Origin of the sequence: Lysinibacillus sp. C5.1 (genome assembly GCF_016350185.1) — a bacterium.
In the GTDB taxonomy this organism is placed as follows: domain Bacteria; phylum Bacillota; class Bacilli; order Bacillales_A; family Planococcaceae; genus Lysinibacillus; species Lysinibacillus sphaericus.
In genome coordinates this window covers 3,470,976-3,495,489 of sequence record NZ_CP066226.1, presented here as the reverse complement: position 1 = coordinate 3,495,489, position 24,514 = coordinate 3,470,976, and the positions used below count along the sequence as shown (strand labels likewise).

The 24,514-nt window shown below is 39.2% G+C and carries 17 protein-coding genes and 1 other annotated feature; of the genes, 9 read left to right on the top strand and 8 right to left on the bottom strand.

All coding sequences use genetic code 11. The features are described from left to right. Nucleotides 1-79 precede the first annotated feature (79 nt). A protein-coding gene (locus I5435_RS17050) for an IS3 family transposase (protein ID WP_337982657.1) occupies nt 80-1,230 on the top strand; the annotation gives its coding sequence in 2 pieces (ribosomal slippage) (nt 80-353 and nt 353-1,230; 1,152 coding nt in all). 80 nt (nt 1,231-1,310) lie between these two features. Here I5435_RS17050 and I5435_RS17045 read toward each other — a convergent pair. Continuing rightward, on the bottom strand, nt 1,311-3,467 hold the full coding sequence (locus I5435_RS17045) for a cell division FtsA domain-containing protein (RefSeq protein ID WP_337982656.1): 2,157 nt from the start codon (nt 3,465-3,467) through the stop codon (nt 1,311-1,313). A gap of 172 nt (nt 3,468-3,639) precedes the next feature. Between I5435_RS17045 and I5435_RS17040 the strand changes: the two genes are divergently transcribed. After that, the gene (locus tag I5435_RS17040) at nt 3,640-4,725 is read left to right on the top strand and encodes a bifunctional 3-deoxy-7-phosphoheptulonate synthase/chorismate mutase (protein ID WP_024363759.1); all 1,086 of its coding nucleotides are present in this window, start codon (nt 3,640-3,642) and stop codon (nt 4,723-4,725) included. A 176-nt stretch (nt 4,726-4,901) separates the two neighbouring features. Beyond that, on the top strand, nt 4,902-5,906 hold the full coding sequence (gene ccpA / locus I5435_RS17035) for a catabolite control protein A (RefSeq protein ID WP_024363760.1): 1,005 nt from the start codon (nt 4,902-4,904) through the stop codon (nt 5,904-5,906). A gap of 103 nt (nt 5,907-6,009) precedes the next feature. Here ccpA and I5435_RS17030 read toward each other — a convergent pair whose 3' ends face one another. Genes I5435_RS17030 through I5435_RS17020 form a run of 3 tightly spaced genes read right to left on the bottom strand, consistent with a single transcriptional unit; the run spans nt 6,010 to nt 8,474 of the window. Then, entirely contained in the window at nt 6,010-7,170 is a 1,161-nt protein-coding gene (locus tag I5435_RS17030) for an acetoin utilization protein AcuC (protein WP_024363761.1), read from the bottom strand. After that, nucleotides 7,170-7,817, bottom strand: a complete 648-nt coding sequence (locus I5435_RS17025) for an acetoin utilization AcuB family protein (protein WP_024363762.1) — start codon at nt 7,815-7,817, stop codon at nt 7,170-7,172. Before I5435_RS17025 ends, I5435_RS17030 begins: the two co-directional genes overlap by 1 nt. A gap of 24 nt (nt 7,818-7,841) precedes the next feature. Beyond that, nucleotides 7,842-8,474, bottom strand: a complete 633-nt coding sequence (locus I5435_RS17020; protein WP_025220327.1) for a GNAT family N-acetyltransferase — start codon at nt 8,472-8,474, stop codon at nt 7,842-7,844. A gap of 527 nt (nt 8,475-9,001) precedes the next feature. On the opposite strand from I5435_RS17020, the gene acsA reads away from it, so the two are divergent. From acsA to I5435_RS16995, 5 genes are all read left to right on the top strand, one after another. Beyond that, entirely contained in the window at nt 9,002-10,717 is a 1,716-nt protein-coding gene (gene acsA / locus I5435_RS17015; protein WP_337983878.1) for an acetate--CoA ligase, read from the top strand. Between the two features lie 233 nt (nt 10,718-10,950). Next, nucleotides 10,951-11,985, top strand: coding sequence for an N-acetyl-gamma-glutamyl-phosphate reductase (argC, locus tag I5435_RS17010; RefSeq protein ID WP_025220325.1), 1,035 nt, complete (start codon nt 10,951-10,953; stop codon nt 11,983-11,985). Between the two features lie 87 nt (nt 11,986-12,072). Beyond that, nucleotides 12,073-13,305 carry a bifunctional glutamate N-acetyltransferase/amino-acid acetyltransferase ArgJ gene (gene argJ, locus I5435_RS17005; protein ID WP_337982655.1) on the top strand — a complete coding sequence of 411 codons (1,233 nt, stop codon included), beginning with the start codon at nt 12,073-12,075 and terminating at the stop codon, nt 13,303-13,305. After that, entirely contained in the window at nt 13,268-14,032 is a 765-nt protein-coding gene (gene argB / locus I5435_RS17000) for an acetylglutamate kinase (RefSeq protein WP_337982654.1), read from the top strand. Before argJ ends, argB begins: the two co-directional genes overlap by 38 nt. A 65-nt stretch (nt 14,033-14,097) precedes the next feature. Then, nucleotides 14,098-15,228 (top strand): acetylornithine transaminase, encoded by a 1,131-nt coding sequence (locus tag I5435_RS16995; RefSeq protein ID WP_337982653.1) that lies wholly within the window; start codon nt 14,098-14,100, stop codon nt 15,226-15,228. A gap of 152 nt (nt 15,229-15,380) precedes the next feature. Here I5435_RS16995 and I5435_RS16990 read toward each other — a convergent pair whose 3' ends face one another. Together I5435_RS16990 and I5435_RS16985 are read right to left on the bottom strand one after the other, a co-directional pair. Next, a complete protein-coding gene (locus tag I5435_RS16990) occupies nt 15,381-16,262 on the bottom strand; it encodes an NAD-dependent epimerase/dehydratase family protein (RefSeq protein ID WP_337982652.1) in 882 nt (293 codons plus the stop codon). A 91-nt stretch (nt 16,263-16,353) separates the two neighbouring features. Beyond that, nucleotides 16,354-19,416: a transglycosylase domain-containing protein gene (locus tag I5435_RS16985; protein WP_337982651.1), complete on the bottom strand. Its 3,063-nt coding sequence runs from the start codon at nt 19,414-19,416 to the stop codon at nt 16,354-16,356. Nucleotides 19,417-19,518: 102 nt separating this feature from the next. Continuing rightward, nucleotides 19,519-19,722, top strand: a binding site (T-box leader). Between the two features lie 71 nt (nt 19,723-19,793). Between I5435_RS16985 and tyrS the strand changes: the two genes are divergently transcribed. Further along, a complete protein-coding gene (gene tyrS, locus I5435_RS16980) occupies nt 19,794-21,062 on the top strand; it encodes a tyrosine--tRNA ligase (RefSeq protein ID WP_025220319.1) in 1,269 nt (422 codons plus the stop codon). Between the two features lie 73 nt (nt 21,063-21,135). Here the strand turns inward: tyrS and I5435_RS16975 are convergent, their stop codons facing one another. Beyond that, nucleotides 21,136-21,945 (bottom strand): cobalamin-binding protein, encoded by an 810-nt coding sequence (locus I5435_RS16975; RefSeq protein WP_108029968.1) that lies wholly within the window; start codon nt 21,943-21,945, stop codon nt 21,136-21,138. Nucleotides 21,946-22,069: 124 nt separating this feature from the next. Then, nucleotides 22,070-23,275 (bottom strand): iron-containing alcohol dehydrogenase, encoded by a 1,206-nt coding sequence (locus I5435_RS16970; protein ID WP_024363773.1) that lies wholly within the window; start codon nt 23,273-23,275, stop codon nt 22,070-22,072. Between the last annotated feature and the right edge of the window lie 1,239 nt (nt 23,276-24,514).

Below are 24,514 nucleotides of genomic sequence, written 5' to 3'. Positions count from 1 at the left end.
GATTACTGTCTTATATAACGGGGTCAGTCCCAAATTTCGGGTATAGATACTTAAATTTCAATTTGGAGGTGTTTTTTCTATGGGAACAAGAGTGAGTTATCCCTATGAAGTAAAAATGAAAGCGATTAAGATGCGATTAGCAGGTGTACCTGTCAAACAGATTCTATTGGAATTAAATATACGCCATAAAACACAGGTCGAAACATGGGTGCGTTGGTATAGAAATGGTGAAGTCAATCGTTTGAAACAACCTGTAGGCAAACAATATATCTTTAATAAGGGTCCTGAACCGGACAATGAACAAACGAAATTAGCATTGGAAAACCGTTATTTAAAGCAACAAATTGAGGTGCTAAAAAAGTACGCAGAGTTGGAGAGGAAGTGGTTGGAGAAGTAGCTGTACAGTTAGTTGCGTCACTAAGAAGCATGATGTCTGTAAAGGACATTTGTAAACACTTTGGGATTGCACGATCTACCTACTATCTTTGGAAACAGGCATCAACCGATGCAAGGTCTCGTCAAGCAATAGAGAGACGTATCGGTGAACTCTGTCGAGCAAATAAATTTCGCTATGGCTACAGAAAAATTACAGCACTTTTACGTCAAGAAATGTGCGTCAATCATAAAGTGGTTCAACGTATCATGCAAAAATATGGTTGGCAATGTCGCGTGAAAGTGAAAAAACGGAAACGAACAGGACAACCTTATGCAATCGCAGCAAATTTATTAAATCGCGATTTTGAAGCCACCGCACCGTTACAGAAGCTCGTAACTGATATTACTTACTTGCCATTTGGTCAAAAACAGTTGTATCTTTCAAGTATTCAAGATTTATATAATGGTGAAATTATTGCCTATTCGATTGGAGACTGCCAAGATACTGATTTTGTGCTGGATACATTAGCTCAACTTCATCATTTGCCCGAAGGGTGTACGTTGCACAGTGACCAAGGGGCGGTATACACATCGTATGATTATCAACAGGCCGTAAAAGCAAAAGGCATTACCATGAGCATGTCCCGTAAAGGTACGCCCGCTGATAATGCCCCAATCGAATCGTTTCATTCTGTGTTAAAGTCTGAAACATTCTACTTAGACAATTTGAACAGTACTACGATGGCCATCGTAGAACAAACTGTCAAAGACTATATAAACTATTATAACAATAACCGAATTCAAACGAAACTAAACAACCAGTCGCCGGTTCAATACCGACAACGGGTTGGGTAATGCTTTTTTGTTTAGTGTCTTATATATCGGGGTCAGTCCCTACAGTCAATCTAACACTTTTTCTTTTTGCACCTACTTTTTTACAATGATAAAGGTGCTTCTTCGAGTACAATTTCTAATTGATCGCCACCGAAAATTTCTGTATCAAAGGTTGCGGGCTGTCCGTTACGTAAAATCGTAAAGTTGCCTTTAAATGTTTTAGGGAGCTGCCAATTCGAGAAACGGAACACATCCTGATAAATCCAAGGACTTCGATCTTTCTCTTGAATGCTAACCGTCGCTCCATTAGGAACCGTAGAGAGCGGTGAAACAACAGCTTGATTAACAAGCACTTCATTCGTCGTTTTTTTCAACTCTAACAGTTCCTGTTGAAAATGGACAATGATTTTGTCCTCCAACAACACATTCATATGATCAGCGATTCTTTGTACAGTTGGTAACGATGGTTGGGAAAAAGTAATAATATCGTTATGTTGAACAGCATAAGACAGCTTTCCTGGTTTTCCGTTAATTAGTAAATTCGCAGAAAACGCTGGTAAATATAATGGCTTGCCATCGACGTAAATAACATATGATTCAAATTGTTTCAGTAAATTGGTATTGTTCGTCGATGTAAAAACGTCTTCTACTGTTTCCGCTATTTCATATGCGATAATATCACGATCGTTTACGAGAGCATCCATTGAAACGGATGAACCGTTAACAGTAATTTTAGGTTCAATGACATATTTTGTTCCTTGAATTGTAATCGTTTTAATGACTGCTTGATCCACTATATCTCTTATTGTAGCAGTAGCTGGAAGACCATCTTGTCCTTCTATTAGCTGAATGGCATCCCCCGTTTTAATAATTGTTTTTGTAGAGGATTGTTGTCCATTCACTAAAATTTGTGCTGGTTGACCGTGGCCACCAGGTATAAAAATATCTTGTCCGTTCACACTAATGGATAAACCATGACCTGGCTTGCCATATAATTGTTTAGCACGAATATTGGCAGCTAAAAAGGCATCGCCAACAGTCATTTCTTTTAATTCAAACAGGCGTACAATTTGTTCATTTACCGTTAAACTCATATATTGAATTGGCATTTTCTTTGCAGCAATAGCTATGCCGATAGGTGTTACTAATTCAGGGGATGCTTTAATGTGCGCTTCCTTTGTTAAATTTTGAATGGCATCGACACCGCGAACGGCAATACGATTTGCTGGTAAATCAAGTACTAGACCGATTTCAGTTGTAAGGTTAGGTGTTAAACTACCTCCACCAACGAGCATTACGGCTTTAGGAGCAGTTCGATTATTAAGACGTAATATTTCTTCTCCAATCGCCTTGGCGAGTTGTTTAACAGCTGGTTCAATTGCAGAAAGCACTTCTTCTTTAGGATAATATTGATCGAATCCTAAAATATCTTGAATTAATATCTCCGCTGAACAATGCAGTTGGCGCTTTGCCTCCTCGGCAACAGGAAAATCAAGCAAATAATGGTCACTAAGTGCTTCGGTTATTTCATCTCCTGCTGTCGGCACCATACCATAGGCAACAACTGTACTTTTATCGGTAATGGCGATATCTGAAGTACCAGCACCAATATCGACAAGTGCAACATTTAAACGGCGCATCGTAGGTGGAATGAGCACATTAATGGCAGCAATGGGCTCTAATGTTAGTGCATCCATCTCTAAATTTGCCCGTTTTAATGCGGCAATTAGTGATTCCACTACAACACGAGGAAGGAAAGTGGCAATCACTTCGATTTGTGCCTCGTCACCTTGCTGATCAAGAAGGCTACCAATTTCTTCACCATCTAGACGATAATAAAGGACTGAATAACCAACGCAATAATAGTGACTTGTTTTCGTATCCTCTTTATGTTGTAGGAGCTGTTGCTGGGCTTGTTGAACGGCCTGTAATTCTAAGCGACTAATATCTTCTTCAGTAAAGATAGGACGGTTACGAATATTAATGGTCACACTTGCCTGCTCGGTTTTTAATGAACGACCTGCAGCAGCAACGCTTACTTTTGATAAAGGTCCGTGCTTTTCTTCGAGCTCTTGTTTTATCTCATTAATTAACTCTGCCACGTACATGACATTATGTATTTGACCATCTACCATGGCCCGTTCTTTATGCTCTTTTACTAAAATATCTTGTACATGAAAATGATCATTATCTTCTTCTAAAATAATGCCAACAACAGAACGTGTACCGATATCAAGCGCAAATAATTTTGAACTCAATGTAATCGCTTCCTTCCTCGAAATATCTCAAAATAATTTAGCGAGTTGAAGCGCTAAATTAAAAATGCGTGACATTCTGAACAACTTTGATTATAATGATGCTAATATCTAAAAATGTAACATACATTTCAGAGTTCTGAAAGTGTCTGTCATAGGGAGAGGAGCAAGAAGTATGAGCCAAAAGGATTTAGAAAGCTTACGTAGTCAGATTGATGGATTAAACTTAGAAATTCTTCGTCTAATTAACGAACGTGCAGCTGTAGTAGATGAAATCGGTAAAATTAAAGAAAAACAAGGTGTTAACCGCTATGATCCATTGCGCGAACGACATATGCTTGATCTTATTAAAGAGCACAATCACGGTCCATTAAACCAAATGACGGTAGATTATATTTTTAAACAAATCTTTAAAACAGCTTTAAAACAACTTGAAGCGGATAAAAAGAAAGAATTACTTGTATCACGCAAGAAAAAATCAGAAGATACTGTCATTAATGTTAATGGTGAACTAATCGGCCAAGGAAAACCATCTTTTGTATTTGGGCCATGTGCTGTTGAATCATATGAGCAAGTAGCAGCCGTTGCGGCATCTATTAAAGCTAAAGGTGAAAAGTTAATCCGTGGTGGAGCATACAAACCTCGTACTTCTCCATATGACTTCCAAGGTCTTGGATTAGAAGGGCTTAAAATTTTAAAGCGAGTATCTGAAGAATATGGTTTAGGTGTTATTACAGAAATTGTGACACCAGGTCATTTAGAAGAAGCACTTGATTACATTGATGTAATCCAAATTGGTGCACGTAATATGCAAAACTTCGAATTATTAAAAGCAGCGGGTGCTACAAATAAACCGGTACTATTAAAACGTGGTTTAGCAGCAACGATTGACGAGTTCATTCATGCAGCAGAATACATTATGTCTAAAGGAAATGAGAACATCATCCTTTGTGAACGTGGTATTCGTACGTACGAAAAAGCAACACGTAACACATTAGATATTTCAGCAGTACCAATTTTAAAACAAGAAACACATTTACCAGTATTCGTCGATGTAACACATTCAACTGGTCGACGTGACTTATTATTACCATGTGCGAAAGCAGCAATTGCCATTGGAGCAGATGGTGTAATGGCAGAGGTGCATCCAGATCCATCTGTAGCACTTTCTGATTCACAACAACAAATGGATATTCCAACATTCGATGCATTCTACGAAACGCTACAAAAATTCATGAAGAATCATGAAATTCATGCATAATGATTTCACACCGCTTGCGCATTAAGCAGGCGGTGTTTATTATATCGTGACAATTTAATGTCTAGAACAGTACTATTTGTACTTGGTATTTCTGTTCATGTACGTACTTCTTCTTGAAAATGATGCGAAAATTATCGTATGATAAGGCTATAAAAGGAAAAAGGGAGGCACGTACGATGACTGTTACAATTTATGATGTTGCACGAGAAGCAAATGTTTCGATGGCAACCGTTTCTCGTGTAGTTAATGGTAACCAAAATGTAAAACCAGCAACACGAAAAAAAGTATTAGAAGTAATTGAACGATTAGAATATCGTCCGAACGCAGTAGCGCGAGGGTTAGCGAGTAAGAAAACAACAACAGTTGGCGTGATTATCCCAGATATTGCAAATAACGTTTATGCGGAGCTGGCACGTGGTGTGGAGGATATTGCGACAATGTATCGCTACAACATTATTCTTGCCAACTCAGACCAACATGAAGATAAAGAGCTACAGCTGCTAGATACAATGCTAGGCAAACAGGTGGACGGTATTGTTATGATGAGTGATGAAGTAACAGAGAAAATGCAACAATCGATGGATCATTCGCCAGTTCCGATTGTTCTTGCAGGTTCTGTAGATGAATCACAAACAATTGCCACTGTGAATATTGATTATTTCCAGGCAGCGTATGAAGCGATTTCGTTATTGATTCAAAATGGACATAAACGAATTGGCTTTGTAACAGGCCCACTTACTTATACAATTAATGGAAAATTCAAGCTTGAAGCTTATAAAAAAGCATTGCAAGATGCAGGCTTAAGTATAGATGAATCACTAATTGCTGCAGAGGAATCTAGCTATGATATGGGCTTAGAGGCATGGGAAACGTTATCTGCTCTAGAAAATCCTCCAACTGCTTATTTTGCAGGAAGCGATGAACTCGCTATCGGATTGATTCATGGTGCGCAGGATGCTGGGAAAAATGTGCCAGAGGATATCGAAGTTATCAGTTTTGAAAATTCTAAGTTAGCTCGTATGGTGCGCCCTCAGCTTACAAGTGTAGCACTACCGCTATATGATATCGGAGCTGTTGCGATGCGTTTATTGACTAAACTTATGAATAAAGAGCCTGTTGAGGACGAAGCGGTTATTTTACCACACCGCATTGAACAGCGACAATCTGTTAAAAGCAAATAACAAAAAACACGTAAATCTAATAGTAAGATTTGCGTGTTTTTTTATTGAAGTGAATTGTTTGAGAATTGTTTGGGTGACTGGCACCGCGGCTTGGCACCGCGGCTTAACTGCGCTTTTCAGTGCGAATAATATGTAGCGCTTTTTCTAACATTTGCGCGTTTTTTTCTTCAATTTCTGCCTTTCGTGGAATGGGCTCATAAAGAGGATTTGGGTCCTCCCATGTAGGAATAAACGGCACGGGTGCCTCTGGTTGCCAGCGCTCTAACCATGCTTGTGGTAAGGGACCTGATGGTTTTTCTTGATCGGTCATTTCTAACCATAGCATCGACCATGCGCGTGGTACAACCCGCCAAATATCGTAGCCTCCACCACCAACCGCAATCCATTTGCCATCACAATATTCGTGCGCTAGCTTGTGCGCTAACTTAGGAATTTCCTTATAAATATTCATTGTACCGTATAAATGTGTTAATGGGTCAAAATAATGTGCATCTGCACCGTTTTGCGTTAATACAACATCGGGTTTGAAAAATTCAAAGACTTCGCGCATTGCCTGTTCATATATGTCTAAGAAACTATCATCCTCGGTAAATGCATCGATTGGAAAGTTAAATGAAGTTCCATAGCCTTGCCCATTGCCTCGTTCAGTTATATTACCTGTTCCAGGGAATAAGTAGCGACCTGTTTCATGAATCGATAATGTACAAACATCGGGGTCATCATAGAAACTCCATTGTACGCCATCACCATGATGGGCATCCGTATCAACATATAGCACCCGCGCTTTGTATTTGTCCTGTAAATAACGTATAGCTACAGTACTATCATTATAAATACAAAAACCTGAAGCGCGCCCACGGAAACCATGATGTAGCCCACCGCCCAGATTTAGCGCATGTTCGGCTTTTCCTTCCATCACATAATCGACAGCAGTTAATGTGCCACCTACAAGTTGGGCACTTGCTTCATGCATATTTTTAAAGATAGGTGTATCCTCCGTGCCTATACCATAGCTTGCACATTGTGCCTCGCTGAGTTTACCATGCCCTGCATTTTTTACAATTTCAATGTATTTTGGATCATGTGCGAGCAAGAGTTCTTCTTCTGTTGCAATTCGTGCAGGAACGATATCGACATCATCGAGCGCCCCTATATTTTTTAGTAAATCCATCGTTAGCGTCAAGCGTTTGTGATTGAAAGGATGTGTATCTGAAAATTTATATCCGAGTTGTTCTGGCGAATAAACAAAGACAGCCTTTTTCATTATAATGAAACACCTGGTAGATTAGGCCATAACACGTCGAAACCTTCTTTGCGAAGATTCTCAATGATAGCAAGTGGGTTTAGTGTTTTTACTCGGACGCTTAAAATTTTATTTTGTGTATTTTCAGAATCAGGATATACTAAGACGCTTTGGACATTTGCATGATGCAGATTAAAAATCTTTGTAATTTCAAATAACACGCCCGGTGTATCGCACACGCGTATTTCAATTTTAGAGCCGGGTTCAGTTGCACCGGTTAACTCAATATATGTGTAGAGCAAATCGGTTGTAGTGACGATACCGACAAGTTTTCCCCCAGAGACAATTGGTAAACAACCGATCTTCGTTTCATAAAAAGTGAGTGCAACTTCCTCTACAAAATCAAGAGGATGACCGACAAGTGGATTTTTTATCATAATATCTTCTACCTTGGCACTAAAGACAGGAGAATTCGGCTCATCCTTCAATGGCGAAGGCAGTGCTTCTTTAATATCTCGCTCTGTAATTACACCGAGAACGTGGTGTTCATTGTCTATAACAGGTAAATGACGCACCTTCTTCTCACGCATCAATTTCAGCGCTTCTAACACAGTATTTGTAGGAGCCAGTGTATAAGGCTCATCATTCATAATTTCTTCTACAATCATATACTCATCCCCTTTGTGTTGGTTTTAATACATGAAGCGATTTCTAAAACGGAGCCTATCGAATCTTTCCATCGTTTCAGGAGGCACTCGTTTGCCTTCCCGAGCCATTAGGCAGTTAGCTGGATGCGATGTAATTTCAGGATCATCTGTAGCAAAATATTCGAAACCAGCCGAGCTCATCATTCGTTCCATCATTTTGCGGTAATCCCATACATTTAACCCAGTCCCTTTTAAGTCCCAATGCCAATAATATTCAGTTGTAATAACAAGGTAATCCTCCATCTCATCCCCCATAAAGGACACCGAAAGCAAGGCTTTACCAGCCCCAGTCCCACGATAGTCAGGAATTACCTCAATGGCTCCTAACTCAATCATATTATCAATGCGGTCCTCTGCCCAACGTTCAAGCGGATCGGGATATAAATAGGTGACGTAGCCTACAATAATGTTGTCTTTTCGAATGATAATAATGCGACCTTCAGGAAGCCCTGCGATTTCTATAATGGCTTGCTGTTGTTGTTTAGGAGGTCTAAAGGCAACTAATCCCTCGTGGAATGTATACGTAGCTAATTTTTCTGGAGGAACAGGCCCTTCCACATAAACAGTACCATGCTTTGTCTCCTTTGTAACAGAAAAAAAAGTCTTTTTATGTTCCATAATTACACCACCTGAGTTTAATAATTCCATTATAGCTGATTTAAAGCCGAAAAACGCTTAAATTTGCGAAATATAACTACATTTTCGGAAAAATAAAAATATTGAGACATTCTTGAAAAATTCGTGTAAAATAGATGTATATTGCAACTGTTATTTAACAGATGAATGTTGTATTGTAAGCATTGTTCATATTTATAGCGCATAAACTGTTCTATAACAATTGCTACATAACGTATTTGTCTTTGGAGAAAGTAGCGAATTTTAATAGCATTCAGTAGCTGTTTTATATGGCGAAATTGTTTCAATTGCCATTATTAAATTTAATTTTCCATATGGGGATGGAGGTTCTCTTTTTATCCTTTATAAGAGGCTTCAAGGGAAATTATATTGCACGCAAGCAAAATGCAAACGATGTGACAGGCAGCTACGCGTACGTCAAGGCCTAATTGCTAGGGGTATCGTGAGTACGATTTGAAATTTGCTTACGAATGGACTAAAGCAAAAAAGGAAGGGGTAATTTCATGGGGATGAAAACAATGGAGAAATTGAAGGCAATACCAGGGCACTATCATTTGCCAAATTATGAGGAGGCAGCAGCGAATCATAATTGGGCAGAAAAGGCATTTAGTTGGCATAAAACAGGATTAGTAAACATGGCTTATGAGGCTATTGATCGCCATACAGAAACGGCTAGAAAAAATAAAGTTGCACTGTATTACACGGATGGAAAACGCAAAGAAGCCTATTCTTTTAATGAAATGAAAAGGCTGACAAACAAGGCTGCCAATGTTTTTAAAACAGCGACAAACTTAAAAAAAGGCGATCGCTTATTTATTTTTATGCCGCGTTCACCAGAGCTTTATTTTTCTTTATTAGGCGCATTAAAAATGGGGGTTATTGTAGGGCCTCTATTCGAAGCATTCATGGAAGGAGCGGTATATGACCGTCTTTCAGATAGCGATGCAAAAGTGTTAGTTACAACGCCTGAGTTACTGGGTCGAGTACCGTTAGATAAACTGCCTAACTTGCAACATGTATTTTTAATAGGTTCTGATATAGAAGAAACACCGCAAATTTTAGATTTTAATAAGCGTATGAAAGAGGCCGCTGCTACATTTGATATTGAGTGGATGGACCGTGAAGACGGTATGATTTTACATTATACTTCTGGCTCGACAGGTGCACCAAAAGGTGTGTTACACGTGCATAATGCAATGATTCAGCATTATCAATCTACACAATGGGTACTAGATTTAGGCGACAATGATATTTATTGGTGTACAGCTGATCCAGGTTGGGTAACGGGGACATCTTATGGCATTTTTGGTCCATGGTTAAATGGGGTGACAATGCTGATTGTTGGTGGTCGATTCTCACCACAAGCATGGTATCAAGCAATCGAGGATTACAGTGTTACAGTTTGGTATAGTGCGCCAACAGCTTTCCGTATGTTAATGGGGGCTGGTAGTGGAATGTTAGAAAATTATGATTTATCATCCTTACGCCATGTATTGTCTGTTGGAGAACCCCTTAACCCTGAAGTGATACGTTGGGGATGTGACGAATTAGGGCATCGTATTCACGATACGTGGTGGATGACCGAAACCGGCGCGCATATGATTTGTAACTATCCAAGTATGGATATTAAACCGGGTTCAATGGGCAAACCATTGCCTGGCGTTTATGCGACAATTGTAGATGATGCGGGAAATGAAGTACCACCATTTACTATGGGCAATTTAGCGGTACGTCGAGGTTGGCCTGCGATGATGCGTCAAATTTGGGGTAATCCTGAGCGATACGAATCATACTTCCTAAAAGGTGAATGGTATGTGTCGGGCGATTCAGCTTATATGGATGATGAAGGGTATTTTTGGTTCCAAGGTCGAGTAGATGATGTCATTATGACAGCTGGAGAACGTGTAGGACCATTCGAAGTAGAAAGCAAGCTACTAGAACATCCAGATGTCATCGAAGCAGGTGTAATTGGAAAACCAGACCCTGTTCGTGGAGAAATTATTAAGGCATTTGTATCTTTGCGTGAAGGTGTTGAACCATCAGATGCTTTAATTGAGAATATTCGCGAGTTTGTCAAAAGGGGATTATCAGCTCATGCGGCCCCGCGTGAAATTGAGTTTAAGGAAAAGCTACCGAAAACAAGAAGTGGTAAAATTATGCGACGTGTGTTGAAGGCATGGGAGTTAAATTTACCAACTGGTGATCTTTCGACGATGGAAGATTAAGAAGGGGCAATAGGCAATTTATTTTTATTCAATCAGAAAACATATAGAGGGTAGGAATTCATTCGACTATGAAAGAGTTCCTACCTTCTTTTTTCTGAATTTATCGTAACCATTCTGTATTCCTGTAATTTATAACAGAAGATTAAGAAAATACTAGGATTAAATAAAAATTCATTTGACTTAATATTTATGCAGACGTATACTATTTTTAACTTATTTTAGAGGTGAGTAGAATGAAAGTAGGAATTGTTGGTGCAACAGGTTATGGAGGGTTAGAATTAATTCGTTTTTTACATAATCATCCAGTTGTTGAACAGATAGATTTATTTACATCTTCTGAAGAAGGTGTCGTTTTTTCTTCGAAGTTCGGACATTTAGTAACAATTATAGATTCGCCATTGCAAAAAATAGATTATGAAGCATTATCGAAATTGGATGTCGTATTTGCAAGTACGCCTTCGGGTGTGACAAGTGAGTTATTACCACCTTTAGTTGGAAAAGGTCCGAAGTTAATTGATTTATCAGGTGATTTTCGTTTAAAGAATCCAGCAAGCTATGAACAATGGTACGGGAAAAAGGCAGCACCACTAGAAATTATTGAGCAAAGTGTTTATGGCTTAACAGAGTGGAATGCGCATAATGTCAAAAATGCCTCTCTTATTGCGAATCCAGGATGCTATCCAACAGCTGTTCTGCTGTCGTTATTACCTTTATTAAAAGCGCAATTGATCGACCCGAATTATCTCGTTATTGATGCGAAAAGTGGTATTTCTGGTGCTGGCAATAAACCATCGCAAACAACGCACTTTAGTGAAGTGAACGAAAGCTTCTCCATTTATAAAACAAATACACATCAACATATTCCAGAAATTGAGCAAGCCATTTCAATGTTTGCCAATGTGGAGACGACTATTACTTTTAATACACATTTAGTTCCAATGACACGTGGTATTTTATCGACAGCGTATGCACCAGTAATGCCTGGCATTACTGAGGAACAATTAGTGACTTGCCTACAAACAACATATGAAAAACATCCATTTGTCCGAGTGATAACAGATATGAATAGCCTTACTACAAATCGTGTGAAGGGCTCTAACTATTGTGATATTTTCGTAAAAGTTGATAGCCGTACAAATCGAGCAACCATTGTTGCAGTTATTGATAATTTAGTTAAAGGTGCTGCTGGGCAAGCGATTCAAAATATGAATGTACAATTGGATTTACCACAAACAACAGGCCTAGATGTCGTGCCATTGTTCATTTAAGTGCCAGTCACCTAAACGATTTTGAATATTTAGAATTGTTTTGGTGCCAGTCACCAGTCACTCTTGAAACTAAGGAGGAATTAGTTTATGACATTAACAGCGTCAACAAACGTTATGAAAAAATTATCAAGTAAAAACATTGTATCGCCCAAAGGGTTTAAAGCAGCGGGGTTACATTGTGGATTAAAGCATAAGAAAAAAGATTTAGCTATTTTAGTTAGTGACGTACCAGCAAGTGTAGCTGGCGTATTTACTACAAATGCGGTTCAGGCAGCACCATTAAAAGTAACGAAAGAAGTTGTTTACTCAACAAAAAAAATGCAAGCAATGATTGTCAACTCCGGTAATGCGAATGCTTGTACAGGTAAGCAAGGTGTAAAGGATGCGCAAACAATGCAAGCTTTAACCGCTGAAAAGTTAGGGATTGCAGCAAATTTAGTTGGTGTGTGCTCAACGGGTGTAATTGGTGAAATTATGAATATGGAGCCAGTAGCTAGCGGGATATCGCAACTACAACCAAAAGATTGCTTAGAGAGTGCAATTGATTTTGCACAGGCCATTATGACAACTGATACTGTTATGAAAAATACAAGCTATAGCACAATCATTGATGGCAAAGAGATTATTATTGCAGGTGTAGCGAAAGGTTCGGGAATGATTGAACCTAATATGGCAACAATGCTAGGTTTTATTACAACAGATGCGAATATTGAATCGCATGTATTACAAGCAGCTTTATCAGATATTACGAACCTAACATTTAATGCCATTACAGTGGATGGCGATACATCGACAAATGATACGGTCGTCGTGATGGCAAACGGTGTAGCTGGCAATAATTCTTTAACATCAGCACACCCTGATTGGCATAACTTCTACTATACCTTAAAAACCGTGGCACAAGACTTAGCCAAAATGATTGCAAAAGATGGAGAAGGTGCAACGAAACTAATTGAGGTGGAAGTAGAAGGTGCTATTTCAGATGACGAGGCACGTAAAATCGCGAAAACAGTAGTTGGGTCGCCACTTGTCAAAACAGCTGTATTTGGTTGCGATGCGAACTGGGGACGTATTATTGCAGCGGTTGGCTATAGTGGCGCGACAGTTGACCCTGACAAAATTACCATTCAAATTGGTGGCGCAACAATGGTTGAAAACGGAGAGCCAATTGCCTTTTCAGAAGATGAATTAATCCAAATTTTAAAAATGCATGAAGTTAAAATTCACGTGTCACTTGGCATAGGTGAAGGCAAAGGGCATGCTTGGGGATGTGACTTAACGTATGACTATGTTCAAATCAATGCATCATACCGCTCGTAAACGCATGGTGATTAAGCTAGGTGGTAGTACGCTTGAAGGCTTAAATGACGATTTTTTTGACAATTTTAAAAAGCTACAAGAGAGTGGCGTTGAACTTATTATTACACATGGCGGCGGCCCTGCTATTAATCGGGAGCTAGCTGCACGAGATATTGAATCTCATACATTAAATGGTATTCGCGTAACGAGTGAAGCAGCAATGGATGTTGTCCAGTCTACATTAATCGGGAATGTTAATCCTGCGCTAGTACACGAGTTAACAACAGCGGGGATTGCGGCAGTCGGTTTAAATGGCTTTGATGGGCAATTACTTGTAGCAGACTTTTTAGACAAGGACATATACGGCTTTGTGGGTGAGATACAATCCGTGAACACATCGCTGTTAGAAGCATTAATTGCTGCTGGAATTGTGCCAGTCATCGCGTGTGTTGGGGCGAATCTAGAGGGTCAAGCGCTTAATATTAACGGAGACACTGTGGCGAGTGAAGTAGCTCTCGCTGTGGGAGCGGAGAGTTTACTTCTTGTTACGGATGTCTCCGGTATTCGTATTCAAGGCGACTATCAAACAGAAGTAACGCCTTCATTAATAACACAGTGGATTGAGGAAGGTCATATTTACGGTGGGATGATTCCAAAAGTGCAAGGGGCACTCGATTGTCTAAATGCAGGAATTCCATCAGTGCAGATTGTTGGAGATACATTAGTAGGTACAACGATTTTGCCGTAAGGGGAAGGGATGGACGTCATGTTGTGGAGATGACGTCCTAAAAAATAACTTGGGGAGCTGATAGAATGAGTGCTTTATTTGGAAACTATGGCAAACGTCGTGCACAAATCGTAAAAGGGCAAGGAACTGTTGTGGAAGATGCTAGTGGCAAAAAGTATTTAGATTTCACAAGCGGCATTGCTGTTGTTAGTCTTGGGCATGCACATCCTGCTATTGTCAAAGCGATTCAAGAACAAAGTGAAAAACTTTGGCATATATCGAATTTATTTGATATACCTGGGCAAGAAAAAGTTGCCCAAAAATTAGTGGCAGATACACATTTGAAGTATGCGTTTTTCTGTAATAGTGGTGCTGAAGCTAATGAAGCGGCCATCAAACTAGCACGTAAGCATACTGGAAAACATCATATCATTACTTTTGAAAAATCATTCCACGGTCGCACGTTTGGCGCAATGTCAGCAACTGGTCAAGGTAAGGTACATAATGGATTTGGACCACTTGTCGATAAATTTACAACACTTCCATTCAATGATGTAGCGACACTTGAGGCAACCGTTGACGATTCAGTTGCAGCCATTATGCTGGAGATGATTCAAGGTGAGGGTGGTGTTAATAGTGTAACGCCTGAATTTGCAGCTGCTATCGCCAAAATTTGCGAAGACAAAGGTGTTTTATTAATTGTCGATGAGGTGCAAACTGGTATTGGAAGAACAGGGACGCGCTATGCATATGAGCAAACCGTGTTACAACCAAATATTGTGACATTAGCAAAAGGCTTAGGCGGAGGATTCCCAGTGGGAGGAATGTTAGGTACAGCAGAGTTCTATGACACATTCGGTCCAGGGACGCATGGTACAACATTTGGTGGGAATCCATTAGCAATGCATGTTGCGGAAACGGTCCTTGATTATGTATTTGAGCCAAGTTTTTTAGAAAATGTGCAAGACTTATCTTCATATTTTGTGAAGCAATTGCAAGCCAATTTACCAACAAGTTATACGGTACAAGGGCAAGGATTATTACTTGGAATCGGTTGCGGTGAAGCGGAAGTAGCGCCTTATATTACAGCAGCGGAGGAAAAGGGGTTACTACTGGTAGGCGCAGGCCCAAATGTCATTCGACTTTTACCACCGCTTACAGTGACTAAAGCAGAGATTGACGAAGCTGTACAAATTTTAAAAACAATTTTACGATAATCTATCGTTGGCTTGTAAACTACTATAGATAAAACGAAAAAAGTGTTAGGTTGACTGCAATCAATCTAACACTTTTTTGCTTTGCTATCCGTTTTATGGCGGTTGTTTTCTGGAAGTTTTCCTAGCGATTCACTAGCAAGTGGAGCGATATTTTATTGGAGTTGTTTCACTAATGTCGTAACAAGACTCGGAAGCCAATCGTTTAAATGGCTGAATTTAAAGTCTGCTGCTTCTGCTTTTGCATTCGACATATACCAATGTGTTGGAATGCCATAAGGTGATTGTGATGTTTCATCACCGCCAATAAGTGATACTTTGGCTTGTTTTCCTGTTTCCTGCTCAATAAGTGCAAGTAATGCCTGTAAGGAAATAGTACCTGTTGCTGTGGCGTTATACGGACCTTCAATCGGTGCAGTTCCAGCAAAATATAAAAATGCTGCTGCTTCATCGTCGGTAATATAACTCATTTTTGCTTCAATATTTGGCATGGATATTGGTTGCCCATTTAAAATGCGCTCAACATGGAAATGTAACCGACGAGTATAGTCATGCTCACCAAGGACAATTGGGAAACGTACAGCGACAACTGGAAATGTTGCTTCTTTAAAAAGGACAGCTTCTGCTTGCCGTTTGCCTTCACCGTATGTGAAATCATCTCTATCGCCCATACGAATCTCGTAGTCATACGGATTAAAATCAGTTTCAGATTTCATCTTTCCATCTGCTTCATACGTCGAGAGCGTTGAGGTAAAGACGAGCTTTTTAGTTTTATTTTGTAATATCTGCGCAATTTTCTGGGCTTCATTTGGAGAGTAACAAATATTATCGTAGACGATATCCCATGTTGTAGTAGCGAGTGCTTTTGTCAATCCTTCAACATCATTGCGATCAACCGAAAGCTGTTGAACTTGTGCTCCAAAAGGATTGCCACTTTGACCGCGAGTTAAAATCGTAACGTCATGGTTATTCTCAAGGCAAAGCTCCACCAATTTTTTACCGAAAAAGCGTGTGCCCCCTAAAACTAGAATGTTCATGTTATCTACCCCTTTGTTTAGTAGTCCTCTTAATAATGACAAAAAAATAGGCTTACTACAATTGAAATTTCAATGTAGTAAGCCTAAATGATTATTCTGTAGGTGGTTCTGTAGGTGGTGTCGTCTCTCCGTTATTTCCTCCAGTAGAGCCAGAGCCATTGTTAGAGCCGTTGCCACTAGAGCCGGAACCATTGTTACCATTAGAGCCGTTGCCACTAGAGCCAGAGCCATTGCCACTAGACCCGTTGCCGCTAGAGCCAGAGCCATTGCCACTAGACCCGTTGCCGTTAGAGCCAGAACCATTGCCACCAGAGCCATTATTGCCAGAACCATTGCCGTTATTCCCATTGACTGGTGGAATAGGAACGTCTGGCGTCGTTGGTTGTTCGCCTTTGTCCTCTTCTTCTGGTTTTGTCTCACTGCCACCTGTTGACGCAACATTTGACTGTGGTGAAGTTAAACCAGTAATATCAACTGCTACAACTACATACGCTTGTCCGCTTGCAACGGTTATACTTTGCGTTGCTTCTAGCACCGAAGTAATTAGTGTGTTACCACCATTTGTTACATTATAAATTCGATAGCCTACCACATCATTAGATGAGCCACTCCAAGATAGTGTATTGCCTGAAATGGATGCTGTTACAGCCGCTGGCGGACTACCATCTGCTGGGAAGTCGACAGCTGATACAGATGAACTTGATAGTGATGAATTTTTAGGAAGTAGGCTTGCAGGGTTCCCACCCAGTCTACCTAACATCCGTTTAATAAAGGCTTGGTTAATACCAGCACCACTAGATTTTACAAATTCTGCTGGTGTGTTTGGATGTGCATTATACGTTTTACCTTTAATTGTTACGACGCTTGATGAAGCGAGGCTATCATCAGGTCGTGACGGTAAAAATACTTTCGCGTTAAATAAATCTGAGCGTACCAATCCTGCATTTGCACAAGCGGAAGAAGGTGCTAGACCAGAAATACCACAGAATGAAGCAGTCACAACATTTTTTGGTGCCTTAAAGTTTGAAGGAGCATCAATTAATTTAGGATCTACATCATACATAGAATTCATTAAAGTACCCCATAGCTTGTTAATACGTACACTTGGTTGTAAATACGTATTATTAAAGGCATTAAGTGAGCGTTGTTTATCGTAGCCCATCCATACACCAAGTGAAACATTTGGATTATAGCCTACTAACCAGACATCGTTATATTTTTGGGAAGTACCTGTTTTAGCTGCAAAATCAGAAGAGAATTTTAATGTATTTTTTGCAACTGTACCTGTTCCTTTTGTTAAAACATCTCGTAACATATCCGTTACGATATAAGAAGTCTCAGGGCTAAACACTTGTACAGGTTCAACTTTATGTTGGTAAATAAGATTTCCATCTTGGTCTTCGATTTTTTCAATCATATAAGCATCGATAAATTGACCACCGTTTGCAAAAGTTGCAAATGCATTTGTATTTTCTTCAACAGTTGTACCTATTTGTAAAGCACCAATCCCTGTTGAAGGATTTGTATAGTCTTCAGGTTTTAATTGTGAGAAGTCCATTTTTGCTAAAAATTCAGCGGGACGTCTATTTAAAATATCATAGTATAAGCGTAGCGCTGAAATGTTTGTTGAGTCAGCTAACGCTTCACGTGCTGGAATAAGACCACGCTCATCGTTCGTCAAATAGTTCGTTGGACTCCAATCGCCAATAGAGAACTTGACGTCAACTAATGGACTTCCTGCACCAATTACGCCATATTCAATGGCTGGGGCATAGACAAGTAGTGGTTTCATAGTTGAACCGTTCGAGCGGTAAGCTTTAGTAGCGTGGTTTAATTGATTTATTTTAAAATCACGACCACCTAGGAAGCTTAAAATTCGACCTGAGCTATTTTCGATTAAAATACTACCAACTTGAACAGGCATTTGCACATCGATTTCCTCACCTGTTACAGGATCTTTGCCTTTACCCGTATATGTCTGACCGTAGTATTTAAAATTATCGGCTGCTTTTTGCATAGCATCAAACATATCCTTGTTGATAGTGGAATAAATACGATAACCTTTTGAACGAATGTCTCGGTCTGCCAAAATCGAATATTTTTCTTGTAATTTTTCTTCCGTTTTTAAACGTTCTGAATCAATACCATCTTCATTGGCTAGTTTTTCAGCAATAATTTCTTTTGCTCGTTCCTCTAGCTCAAACGTTAACCATGGATAACGATCCTCTGGACGTGCTTCTGGTGTACGGAAGTCTGCTGTAATGTCATATGCGAGCGCATCTTCATACTGTTTTTCATTAATGTAGCCAGCTTCATTCATGCGGTAGAGCACCGTTTTCATACGATCGATGCCTAATTTTAATGCTTCTTCACTTTTTAGCACACCTGTATTTGTAAATGGTGTGTAAGTATACGGTGCCTGAGGAATACCAGCTATGTAAGCGGCTTGAGGAAGCGTTAAATCCTTTGCTTTCACATTAAAAATACCTTCAGCTGCTGTTTCAATACCTGCGATATTACGCCCTGTTGCATTTCGACCATAAGGAATAATATTTAAGTATGCCTCTAATATTTCTTCCTTTGTCATAAAGTGCTCTAAGCGCATGGCAAGTAGCAGTTCCTTCGCTTTTCGCTCATAGGAAACTTCATTTGTTAACACTTGGTTTTTAATAAGTTGTTGTGTTAATGTAGAGCCACCTGTCTGTGTGGCAGAGTTTGTAACGTCTTGCAGCAATCCTCGAATAACAGCTTTTGGAACAATCCCATTATGTTCACGGAAATATTCATCTTCCGTTGCGAGTACTGCATTAATTAAGTCAGGCGCTACTGCGCTAAGAGACGTTTCACGACGTTCTAAATCTGTACGCAATTTTCCCATATAAATATCGTTGGCAAAATAAATTTCACTTGTTTCCTCATAGTTGAAGATAAGGTTTCGTAACTCTTCTTTCGAACGTAAAGGTTCTTCTTGTACAAGTGAGGCAAAATAGCCGGCGCCAACAGAACCAACAAATACAGTGCCTACCAATGCAAAGACTAAAAATAGTAAAAATAAGTTCCAGACGACGCTGCCTGAAATACGTAATGTCTTCATCCATTTTTGTTCGAGAAATGCATCGATCTTTACATTGATTTTCTCAATCCAATCCTTCAAGGTATCGACCTCCTAAAATCTTGTTTATTATAGCATATAATGAATTGTCTCGAACATAGTTATTGACATTGAAACAGAATCGTATAGAATAATGCTTATAGTTTTCTAGTGATGAAGAGTTTGCAGTAGTATCTATATTCCCTGTTTAGAGAGCCAGCGGTTGGTGAAAGCTGGTCATAATGTAGAGACGAATTACGTACTTGGAGCTTAGACGTGCGCGCCTGCGATAAAGGCGGCTGAATGAAGAGGAAGATGGATGACATCTTCAAGCTGGGTGGTACCGCGTTAGTTATTAACGTCCCTGCATGCAATTTGTTGCGTGTAGGGACTTTTTTGTTTCTACACGCTAAAAGATGACAATTTAGGAGGAAGAAACAATGACAAACGAATTATTACAAGATTTAGAATGGCGTGGATTGTTGTACCAACAAACGGATGCTGAAGGTATGGCAAAACTTCTAGCAGAACAGTCTGTTTCTCTATACTGTGGGGTAGACCCAACCGCTGACTCAATGCACATCGGTCACATCGTCCCTTTATTAACGCTTCGTCGCTTCCAAAAAGCTGGCCACCGTCCAATTTTACTTGTTGGTGGAGCAACAGGAATGATCGGGGACCCTTCTGGACGCTCTGAAGAACGTCAGCTTCAAACAGTGGAGCAAATTGACAAAAACGTGCAAGCCATTCGTGGACAATTAGAGCGTATATTTGAATTTGCACAAGATGGAAATGGCGCGCAACTTGTTAATAACCGTGATTGGATTGGGGATATTAGTACAATTGAATTTTTACGTGATTACGGGAAATTAATCAATGTTAATTACATGTTAGCAAAAGATACAATTGCTTCACGTCTTGATACAGGTATCTCATTTACGGAATTTGCTTATACATTAATTCAAGGTATTGATTACAATCACTTGTACAACAATTACAATTGTCGCATTCAAGTGGGTGGCTCTGATCAGTGGGGCAATATTACAACTGGTTTAGAAGTTATACGTAAAACACATGAAGAAGAAACAAAAGCATTTGGTATTACAATTCCGTTAGTAACAAAAGCGGATGGTACAAAATTCGGTAAAACAGCTGGTGGTGCTGTATGGTTAGATAGCAAAAAAACATCTCCGTACGAATTCTACCAATTCTGGATTAATGCTGCGGATGCGGATGTTATTAAATACTTAAAAATCTTTACGTTCTTAACACGTGAAGAGATTGAAGCATTAGCTGTGTCTGTGGAAGAGGAACCTCATTTACGTAAGGCACAAAAAGCTTTAGCGGAGGAAATGACACGCTTAATCCATGGTCAGGAAGCGCTAGACCAAGCTATTCGCATTACGGCTGCATTATTCTCTGGCGATTTAAAAGCACTTTCAGCACAGGAAATGAAGGATGCATTTAAAGATGTTCCTTCTATTGAAATGGCTAAAGAGGCAAAAAATATCGTAGATTTACTTGTGGAAGCAGGGATTTCATCTTCAAAACGTCAAGCTCGTGAAGATGTGACAAACGGTGCCATTAGCATAAACGGTGAAAAAATCACAGATTTAGAATACAACGTCGATGCAAAAGACCGTTTAGAAGATGCCTTTAGCATTGTACGTCGCGGCAAGAAAAAATACCATATGGTCAAATTTGTTTAGGTGTCAGGCACTCAAACAATTTTCACCAATTCAACCTCCCTTCGAATGGATCACTTCGAGGGAGGTTTTTGTTTTAACATTGTAAGAAATTAGGTAGAGTGATTTGCTGATAGCTTTCAGGGTGTAGCAGTTGAGCAAGTTTAAGTGCACCTTCCACTAATCGAGGGGATGGACGGCAATACAACCATTCCTCCATTACGTACACCTGTTGCATTTGAACCGCTTGTAGCTCGTTAGCACCTGGTCGCTTTAATAAATGAGCTGGTTTAATTCGCTCATAGGCAACACCTACCCACGCCATCAGTATATAATCTGGATTACGTCGAACAATTTCTTCCCACTCTGTTTGGACATTCGCTAACTCGAAATCGTGAAATAAATTTTGTCCTCCAGCAAGTTTGCTAATTTCGGTTAACCAATTAACTTGACCAGGTGTGAAAATAGGATTTGGCCACCATTCCCAATATAAAGTAGGGTGAGTGGAAACCGTTTGTGCCACCGCTTGAAGCTGGGCAATAAATTGTAAATATTCCGTTGCAACTTTTTGGGCGTGCTCCGTTACGCCACAAGCAGCACCTAGTGTTAGAAGATCTTGCGCAATTTCGTTTAACGAGTTGGCATTAAAAACAATGTGGGGAATGTTCCTTTCCTGTAATGCCTCTATATTTTTTTCCATGCCTGGTACACTTAATGAGGCAAGTACTAAGTCGGGCTGCAATGCTTCTAATGCATCCATATCAATTGATAAATCGGGACCAAGCTTTGGTAATGCCTGCACAGATGAAGGCCAATCTGAAAAATCATCAACACCTACAAGTTGATGGGTCAATCCTAAGTAAGCAACAAGCTCTGTGTTGCTTGGACAAATGGAAATTAAACGCATATGTTTCCCCCATATCTTTTTAAGAAAAGTATAGCTGTCACTAGGCACACATACAACAGGGGAATGTTTTTTGTTCCACAGAAAAAGGCATGCCCCAAGGAGACACGCCATTGTTATTAATATTTTAAGACAGTGCAACCGCTTCAAGTGACTCTGTTGGTTTCCCTACAGGTCCCATTGCAGCAGTAATAATTTGTTTAATGTCCTCTAATGTTGCTTTACGAGGATTCGTTGCTGCACAAACGTCTAGCATTGCATTTTTAGCTAAAATTTCAATATCTTCATCCTTCGCACCTAACGCACGGAAGCCACTTGGGATATTTAAATCTTTTGATAATTTTTCAATGGCAGTAATTGCTTTTTCAGCAGCATCACGTTTGCTAATCCCTTCAACATTTTCACCTAATAACTCAGCGATTCGAGCAAACCGCTCAGTACGTGCTGTTAAGTTGAAGCGGCAAACATGTGGTAGTAAAATCGCATTACATACACCGTGTGGTAAGTTGTAGAAGCCACCTAATTGATGAGCAATCGCATGTACATAGCCAAGTGAAGCATTATTAAATGCCATACCCGCTAAAAATTGTGCATACACCATTTGCTCACGTGCTTCTAAATCAGCACCATTTGCGTAGGCACGAGGTAAAAATTCAGGAACTAGCTGAAGTACTTTTTCAGCACATGCATCAGTAATTGGTGTTGCATTAGTCGATACAAACGATTCGATTGCATGTGTTAATGCATCTACACCAGTTGCAGCTGTTAGAGCTGGAGGTAAGCCAATCATTAACTCTGGGTCATTAATGGATACAAGTGGTGTCACATGTTTGTCAACAATCGCCATTTTTACTTTTCGAGCAGTATCTGTGATGATTGTAAAACGTGTCATTTCGCTTGCTGTACCAGCAGTTGTATTAATCGCGATTAATGGCACCAGTGGGTTTTCTGATTTGTCAACGCCTTCATAATCATGAATGCGTCCACCATTCGAAGCAATAAGTCCGATACCTTTTGCTGCATCATGTGCACTACCGCCTCCAAGCGATACGATAGAATCACAGTTTTCGGCATGATAAACAGCAATTCCATCTTCAATGTTTTGATCTGTTGGATTTGGTTCTGCTTTAGGGAAAATTGCAACATCAATTCCAGCTGCTGTGATGATGTTAGCAATTTGTTCTGAGAGACCTAACTTGTGTAAGCCCTCATCTGTTACGATTAATGTCTTCTTCACTTCTAAATCATTTAAGCGCTTACCAACTTCTTGAATTGCTCCAGGTCCAAATAAGTTTGTTTTTGGCATTACAAATTGCTTTAGAACGTCTGACATATTTCCAACCCCTTTGAAATAATTGTTATTGCTTGAATGATGGCGAACCACCTTCCGAAATCCATATTATTCTATTTTTTTTGAAAGTACAAGACGTATTTTTATTAAAATTGTTAATTTTACAACTGTTATTATTTCACAAAAAAGTAAGTTTAGAATTGAGGTAGTAAAAGAATAATAAGGAGTAGGAAGGTTGATTTAAATATGTTTTAAGAAATGCTATCGTATAAAAATAAAATATATTTTTTGGTATTTTGTTCTATTTTACACCTTGCTTGAATAGTAAATAACTGATATTTGATTGTTAATATATTAATAGTGTTTACGTTGTTTGATATGGGGATAATTGTTATTTTAATGTACGGAAAAATAAGTGCTTTTTATTTAATGTAATATTTAGGATGGAACAGTAAGTTATGTCCGTATTATTTATAATAAAATAGAAAAACACCAACCTTAGTATAATGAAATTAAAAAAGCTACTACCAAATGCTAGATATTAATGTACGTCTAAATTATGGATGTGGTAAATCGCTGTAGGTGTGGCTTATGACTAGGGAAAGACAATATCAAATTTTGAAACATGAATAGGAGTTAATAGATTATATTTATTATTTACAATATGAAAAAGAAAAGGATGACATAGTTGTAAAAACGGCAGATGCCTATTTCATGGTATGGGAAGGTAGTACTTTTAAAGTGAACGGTGATGAATGTTCTTCAAAAGAGTTCTATGAAATACTTGATAGATGCCAAAGACCAGTAGAATGTAATGGTATTGTTTTTGAGAAGAAGGGTAATGTGTTCGTAAGCACTAAAGATATAGAAGCAAAAAAGAAATAATAAGTACAATAATTAAGTTTTAAGAAATGAAATTCCGGTGTCATGCACGCAAAAAACTTTGATAATTCAATTTATGAAAAGATCCTTACTCAGTAACTATTGATGCTCATAAAATAAACCTTAATGATGCAGTAATGGTAGTATATCAGGCGCTACAGATATAAATATAAACAGAGATATTTATATGGGCAACAAGCTCCACTTTAGCGATATGACTTCTGTTGGTGGTGCAAACGGAACGATTCAATTAAGCGCTTGGAATGGCATCGTATAGCAGGCCGCGTCATTTAATGGAACGGTGGATTTTAGCAATGCAAATGTTGTGGGGTTAGGTTGAGGGGGAAACTCTGTATCTACAAATACACCAGGGTTAGAAATAACAAAGAGTTCCAACAA

Coding starts and splice junctions, on each gene's coding strand:
- I5435_RS17040 (WP_024363759.1), top strand. CDS start 3,640: ATGAGCCAAAAGGATTTAGAAAGCTTACGTAGTCAGATTGATGGATTA.
- ccpA (WP_024363760.1), top strand. CDS start 4,902: ATGACTGTTACAATTTATGATGTTGCACGAGAAGCAAATGTTTCGATG.
- I5435_RS17030 (WP_024363761.1), bottom strand. CDS start 7,170: ATGAAAAAGGCTGTCTTTGTTTATTCGCCAGAACAACTCGGATATAAA.
- I5435_RS17025 (WP_024363762.1), bottom strand. CDS start 7,817: ATGATTGTAGAAGAAATTATGAATGATGAGCCTTATACACTGGCTCCT.
- I5435_RS17020 (WP_025220327.1), bottom strand. CDS start 8,474: ATGGAACATAAAAAGACTTTTTTTTCTGTTACAAAGGAGACAAAGCAT.
- acsA (WP_337983878.1), top strand. CDS start 9,002: ATGAAAACAATGGAGAAATTGAAGGCAATACCAGGGCACTATCATTTG.
- argC (WP_025220325.1), top strand. CDS start 10,951: ATGAAAGTAGGAATTGTTGGTGCAACAGGTTATGGAGGGTTAGAATTA.
- argJ (WP_337982655.1), top strand. CDS start 12,073: ATGACATTAACAGCGTCAACAAACGTTATGAAAAAATTATCAAGTAAA.
- argB (WP_337982654.1), top strand. CDS start 13,268: ATGACTATGTTCAAATCAATGCATCATACCGCTCGTAAACGCATGGTG.
- I5435_RS16995 (WP_337982653.1), top strand. CDS start 14,098: ATGAGTGCTTTATTTGGAAACTATGGCAAACGTCGTGCACAAATCGTA.
- I5435_RS16990 (WP_337982652.1), bottom strand. CDS start 16,262: ATGAACATTCTAGTTTTAGGGGGCACACGCTTTTTCGGTAAAAAATTG.
- tyrS (WP_025220319.1), top strand. CDS start 19,794: ATGACAAACGAATTATTACAAGATTTAGAATGGCGTGGATTGTTGTAC.
- I5435_RS16975 (WP_108029968.1), bottom strand. CDS start 21,945: ATGCGTTTAATTTCCATTTGTCCAAGCAACACAGAGCTTGTTGCTTAC.
- I5435_RS16970 (WP_024363773.1), bottom strand. CDS start 23,275: ATGTCAGACGTTCTAAAGCAATTTGTAATGCCAAAAACAAACTTATTT.